At 69.5% G+C, this 6,117-nt stretch carries 4 protein-coding genes and 1 pseudogene; 1 reads left to right on the top strand and 4 read right to left on the bottom strand.

Translation table 11 applies throughout. The annotated features are described in order from the left end of the window. Window positions 1–115: 115 nt before the first annotated feature. The 3 genes from scpA to truA form a co-directional block, all read right to left on the bottom strand. Window positions 116–2,275 carry a methylmalonyl-CoA mutase gene (scpA, locus tag PKH97_RS12560; RefSeq protein ID WP_324387823.1) on the bottom strand — a complete coding sequence of 720 codons (2,160 nt, stop codon included), beginning with the start codon at window positions 2,273–2,275 and terminating at the stop codon, window positions 116–118. Beyond that, the gene (locus PKH97_RS12555) at window positions 2,272–4,122 is read right to left on the bottom strand and encodes a methylmalonyl-CoA mutase subunit beta (RefSeq protein WP_324387822.1); all 1,851 of its coding nucleotides are present in this window, start codon (window positions 4,120–4,122) and stop codon (window positions 2,272–2,274) included. The genes scpA and PKH97_RS12555 overlap by 4 nt, the downstream gene beginning before the upstream one ends. A gap of 138 nt (window positions 4,123–4,260) precedes the next feature. Continuing rightward, complete coding sequence (truA, locus tag PKH97_RS12550; RefSeq protein WP_324387821.1) at window positions 4,261–5,118, bottom strand: tRNA pseudouridine(38-40) synthase TruA; 858 nt, start codon at window positions 5,116–5,118, stop codon at window positions 4,261–4,263. Between the two features lie 82 nt (window positions 5,119–5,200). Between truA and PKH97_RS12545 the strand changes: the two genes are divergently transcribed. Then, complete coding sequence (locus tag PKH97_RS12545; RefSeq protein WP_324387819.1) at window positions 5,201–5,503, top strand: DUF2087 domain-containing protein; 303 nt, start codon at window positions 5,201–5,203, stop codon at window positions 5,501–5,503. A gap of 90 nt (window positions 5,504–5,593) precedes the next feature. On the opposite strand, the pseudogene PKH97_RS12540 reads toward PKH97_RS12545, so the two are convergent. After that, window positions 5,594–6,117, bottom strand: a pseudogene (locus PKH97_RS12540) (hypothetical protein); the annotation flags it as partial.

Here is a 6,117-nt window from a genome sequence, read left to right as displayed (position 1 = left end):
CCTCCACACCCAGCGCGTCTCGCACCGACTTGGGCAGCGTAATCTGCCCCTTCGAGGTGACCTTGGCCGCGACATCCATGACCACTCCTTACTCTTCGCCTAAAGTAGGGATAGCTCAGGCATCCAGGCGCGCCCGCAGGTCTTTGATCAGGTCGACGGCCGCACGAGAGATGACCGTCCCGGGCGGATAGATCGCATCCGCGCCCGATTCGCGCAGTTGCGCGAAGTCCTGGCTCGGGATCACGCCACCGACGACGATCATCAGGTCCTGACGCCCCAGGGCGTCCAACTCCGCCCGCAGCGCCGGCACTAGGGTCAGGTGCCCGGCCGCGAGGGAGGACACCCCGACGATGTGGACGTCAGCCTCGACGGCCTGGCGCGCCACCTCGGCGGGAGTTTGGAAGAGGGGGCCCACGTCGACGTCGAAGCCGAGGTCGGCGAAGGCGGTCGAGATGACCTTCTGCCCGCGATCGTGACCGTCCTGGCCCATCTTGGCGACGAGGATCCGCGGGCGCCGACCCTCGGCCTCCTCGAACTCCTCGACCAACTGCTGCGCGGTCTTGACACCCTCGTCGTCGCCGGCCTCCGCGGAATACACGCCACCGATGGTACGGATCTGGGCGGTGTAGCGGCCGAAGACCTCTTCCATCGCACTCGACATCTCACCGACGGTCGCCATCGCCCGAGCCGCCTCGATCGCGCAGGCGAGCAGATTGGTCTCCAACGTTCCGTCCGAGTCTCTGGCTGCGGCAGTGAGTTTCGCGAGAGCGGCACGGCATACGTCCTCGTCGCGCTCGGCGCGCAGTCGCTCGAGCTTGGCGATCTGTTGCGCGCGCACGGCGGCGTTGTCGACCTTGAGGACGTCGATCTCCTCGTCGTCCTCGACCACATAGGTGTTGACGCCGATGACCGGCTGCTGCCCGGAGTCGATCCGCGCCTGGGTGCGCGCGGCTGCCTCCTCGATGCGCATCTTGGGGATGCCGGCCTCGATCGCCTTTGCCATCCCGCCGGCGGCCTCGACCTCCTCGATGTGCTCCCACGCGCGCGCCGCGAGGTCGTGCGTCAACTTCTCGACGTATGCCGATCCGGCCCACGGGTCGATGGTCCGGCAGGTGCCCGACTCCTGCTGGATGACCAGCTGGGTGTTGCGGGCGATGCGGGCACTGAAATCCGTTGGGAGAGCGATAGCTTCGTCGAGGGCATTGGTGTGCAGCGACTGGGTGTGGCCCTGGGTCGCAGCCATCGCCTCGATGCACGTCCGGACGACGTTGTTGAAGACGTCCTGCGCGGTCAGCGACCAGCCCGAGGTCTGGCTGTGCGTGCGCAAGGACAGCGACTTCGGGTTCTGCGCGCCCTGCTCCTTGACCAGCCGTGCCCAGAGCAGCCGCGCTGCCCGCAGCTTGGCGACCTCCATGAAGAAGTTCATCCCGATCGCCCAGAAGAAGCTCAGCCGCGGCGCGAACCTGTCGACATCGAGACCGACCGCCTTGCCGGCCCGGATGTATTCGACACCGTCGGCGAGGGTGTAGGCGAGCTCGAGATCCTGCGTCGCCCCGGCCTCCTGCATGTGATAGCCGGAGATCGAGATCGAGTTGAAGCGCGGCATCTTCGCGCTGGTGTAGGCAAAGATGTCCGAGACGATCCGCATGCTCGGCGTCGGCGGATAGATGTAGGTGTTGCGGACCATGAACTCCTTGAGGATGTCGTTCTGGATGGTCCCGGCCAACTGCTCCGGCGCGACGCCCTGCTCCTCGGCGGCGACAACATAGAGCGCGAGGATCGGGATCACCGCGCCATTCATCGTCATCGACACCGACATCTGATCCAGCGGGATGCCACTGAAGAGCGTGCGCATGTCATAGATCGAGTCGATCGCCACACCGGCCATGCCGACGTCACCCTGCACCCGCGGGTGGTCGGAGTCGTAGCCCCGGTGCGTCGCCAGGTCGAAGGCGACCGACAAACCCTTTTGTCCCGCAGCGAGATTGCGCCGATAAAAGGCGTTGGACTCCTCGGCGGTGGAGAATCCGGCATACTGCCGGATCGTCCACGGTTGGTTGACATACATCGTCGGATAGGGCCCGCGCAGGAAGGGCGGCGCCCCCGGCACCGTCTGGAGGAAGTCGAGGCCGTCGAGGTCGTCGGACGCATAGACGGCCTTGACGTCGATGCCCTCCGGTGTCGTCCACGCGGGAGGCAGGTCACCGGAAACGGCGTCCGACGCGGCGTCGCCGCCGATCAGCGCAGACGTCGTGAAATCGGGAATCGTGCTCATCGCTCGGCTCCTTCCGCCGGGGCGCCGAGTCTGTCGAGGAGTCCGCTCAAGAACGCGACGACATCCATGCCGTCGTAGATCTCGCCGTCCACGTCTGTCTCCCCCAACTCCCGCGCGCGGCCGGCGACATAGATCGTCTCGGTGCCGGCCGCGCGAAGGGCGGCGGCCGCGTCGGCCGCGCCGGCGGCATACCCCTTGGGCGAACTCGCCAACACCACCGGTCCCGTATGCCGTGCCTGCCCCACCGCGGTTCCCGCGCCTTCGACGGTGGTCGCGACGATTCCGCCAGCCGCGAGCAGGTTGGTCACGAACATCTCCCGCGCCCCGAAGTCGCGACGGCTGCCCAGCGCGACGACAGTGACCGCGGGCGGGGAGCCGTGCTGGGCGGCATACGCCGAAGCCCGGTCGCGCAAGACCTCCCACACCTGCGAATCCCGTTGCGGCGCAAGGCCACCAGCGGGCGCCGAGACCCGGGTGCGACGCGTCAGGGCAGTCTCCCCCGTGAGCGGGAACATGCTGACACCGGTCAACGGCTCGCGCCGGTTGGCGATGCGCGCCGCCTCCTCGTCGCGGGTCGCGGCGATGCGGGCAGCGACGATGCCCTCGGCGATGGCCCGCGGCATACCGCCCGCCGCCTCAATCTCCTGGAAGGCCGTCCAGGCGGCGACGGCGAGTTCGTCGGTCAGCGCCTCGACATACCAGGAGCCGCCGGCGGGGTCGGTGACCCGCCCGACATTGGCCTCGTCGGCGAGGACGATCTGGGTGTTGCGGGCTAGGCGGCGCGAGAACTTCTCGGGCAGCCCGGCGACGGTGTCATAGGGCAGGACCGTGATGGCGTCCGCCCCCCCGACCGACGCCCCGAAGGTCGCGAGCGTCGAGCGCAGGACGTTGACCCACGGATCGTCGCGGGTGAACATCCGCAGCGCGGTGACCGCATGCGTGCGCGCGCCGCGGTCGGGCCCGGGCACCCCACACAGCTCGCCCACGCGCGCCCACACCCGGCGCAGAGCCCGCAACGCAGCCGTCGTGAGGAACTGATCGGCGGTGGCCGAGACACGAAACTCGATGTGCCCGAACGCATCCGCAGCTCCGACGCCGTCCGTCTCGAGCCGCCGCAGATAGGCGACGCCGGTGGCCACGGCATACGCGATCTCGTCGACGGCGCTCGCACCGGCGTCGCGGTAGACGCGCGAGTCGACGGTGATCGCCCGGACGCTGTCCACCCTCGCGGCCTTTGCGACATAGCCCGCGAGCCCGCCGAGGTCGGCGGCCGCACCCGTGCGCGCAGCGGCGCTGATCGGGTCGAGTCCGAGGTTGCCGCCGGCGCCCTTGGCACCACTGAGCACCACGAGGAGTGAATCCGCTGCTTCGGCTTGGTCGGTCACCGAGGACACCACCACAGGAGCGAGATCCAAACGGACGTCGGCGAGCGCCTCCGCGAGGTCACCGGCGGCCAACCCGTCGGCACCGATATGGACCCAGACCGAGGTGACGCCGTGTTCGAGATCGTCGAGGATCGCCGCGCGGGTGAGCGCCACGTCCGGGTCGTCATGCAGCTGGCGCACGTCCCACGGCATGCCGACCGGGCGCAACTCGCGGCCGCGCGTGAAGGGCATCTGCCCAGGCATACCGAGGGCAGGGGAGTCGTCGGGCGCGAGATAGAGGGGATTGATCACGACCCCACCCGGCACCTTGCTCCGCAGGCTTTCCTCAGCCTCGGTGGGCGAGAGCTTCGCGTCCTCGGCCCTGGACTTGTTGACCACACCGGCGACGAGGTCCTGCCACGCCTGATGCGTCTGGGGCGGGAAATCGGCGGCGAGGGACATCGCCTCGGTGGTGCCGGACATACGTGCGCTCCTTGGGTAGGGGCTGGAAGCGGCGCACCGGACTGGCGGTCGGGCGCCGTCGCCGATCATTTCCAGCCTATCGAGGGCGGTGGTAGGCCCGGACCGCTTCCCGGGAGAGGTTGCGCACAATGGCCGCCCTCACGCGCCGGGCGGTTGTTGTGCGACCTCACCGCGGCGCGCCCGCGCTTGCTCAGCCCGTGCCCCGAGTTCCGCGTCCGGCGGATACCGCACCTCCTCGAGGCTGAGGCCGTGCGCCGGCATCACCTTCACCCGCGGATCCCGTATGCCGGCGCGCAGCACCTGTGCAGGGAAGCTCACGTCCACACGCCCGAGCCCCACCGGGACGACCGCGCCGACCAATGCGCGGACCATCGAGTGGCAGAAAGCGTCCGCCTCTACGGTGGCGACCAGCGTCTGGTCTGCGTCGCGTTCCCAGGAGTATGCCAGCAGCGTCCGGATCGTGCTCGCCCCTTCGCGCCGCTTGCAGAAGGCCGCGAAATCGTTCAGACCCAAGAGTGTTCGGGCGGCCGCGTCCATGGCGGCCGCATCCAGGCGGTCGGCCGCGACGACGGTGTCGTGCCGGCGCAGTGGGTCGAGCGTGGCCTGGTCGTCGCAGACTCGGTAGGCATAACGCCGCGCCGTCGCCGAGAAGCGCGCGTCGAAGCCGTCGGCAGCGACAGCTACCCGGTGCACGACGACATCCGGCGGCAGCACGGCATTGAGCCGATCCACCGCTGCCCGCTCGGGTGAGCGGTCACTGCGGCCGGGAAGCGCGGCATACGGGCCGTCGGGGATGTCGGCATGCGCGACCTGCCCGCGCGCGTGCACCCCGGCATCGGTGCGGCCGGCGACAACCAGCCGCACCGGTTCGGACACCCGCAGGATGGTGGTCAAGGCTGCGGCGAGTTCCCCCTCGACCGTGCGTTGCCCGGGCTGGGCGGCCCACCCGGAGAAGGCGGTGCCGTCATACGCGAGGTCGATCCGCAGGCGAGGCACCTCGGCAGCCTAATGTCCGCCACCGACAGCAGACACTCGAAAACCACCTGCGCGCGCAGCGAGTCCGGATGAGGATGGAGTCATGGACCGACCCCTTTTGGCCGATGCTCTCAAGCACCGCGACGTCGTGCTGCGGGCCTTCGTCGGCGCGGACGGCCGCCTCTCGAGCATCCCGACCAAGCTGATCAAGCGTCTCGTCGTCCTCGACTTCGTGGCCCAGGATTTCGAGATCGGGCGTACCTATCCCGAGGCCGACGTCAATGCGATCCTCAAGCGCCGGCACGACGACCACGCCGCGCTGCGCCGTTACCTGGTCGAGCACGAGTTCATGGGGCGCCGGGACGGCCACTACTGGCGCTCGGGCGGGACCGTATCCGAGGACTGACCCGACGCCGCGCGCATGCGGGTCGCGCCAGGACAGAAAACGGCCCCGCGGGAGCACTCCCGCGGGGCCGTCGACGTATGCCGGCGTGGCTCAGGCCTCGTCGACCTGCTGCTTCGCAGCGCCACCGGCCGGCTTGAAGCCGGCCTTCTCGGCGGACTCGGCAGAGTCGAACCAGACCTCGGCCTCAGTGGCGTCGTACCACCGCGAGCCGGGGACGTGGAAGAGCATGGAGTCCTTGTTGCCCTTGACGTCGTGGCCGGCCGGAGCGGAGCCATCGGCGGCCGGCTCGGCCGAACCCTTGCCATACTCCGCCTCGACGAAGGCGACCGGCTCAGCGTCCGCCTTGCGCGAGCCAGCCTTGCGGAAGCCCGCGGCCTCGGCGTCGGCAGCCGACTTGAACCAGAACTCCGCCTCGGTGGCCTCGTACCACTGGCCATCCGGCTCGTGGTAGAGGCCGCTGTCGGCGTTGCCTTTGACGGTGTAGCCCGCCGGGGCAGAGCCGTCTGCGTTCGGGGCGGCAGCGCCGGCCGGCAACTCGGCCGCAGCCGGAGCGGCGGCGTCGACAGCCGGGGCGTCGGCAGCACCGCTCAACCCGGCGGCCTTGGTGGCAGCAA

Source organism: Nostocoides sp. (genome assembly GCF_035343835.1).
In the GTDB taxonomy this organism is placed as follows: Bacteria; Actinomycetota; Actinomycetes; order Actinomycetales; family Dermatophilaceae; genus Nostocoides_A; species Nostocoides_A vanveenii.
The sequence above is the reverse complement of the archived record's forward strand: the minus strand, read 5'-3'. Positions and strand labels throughout refer to the sequence as shown.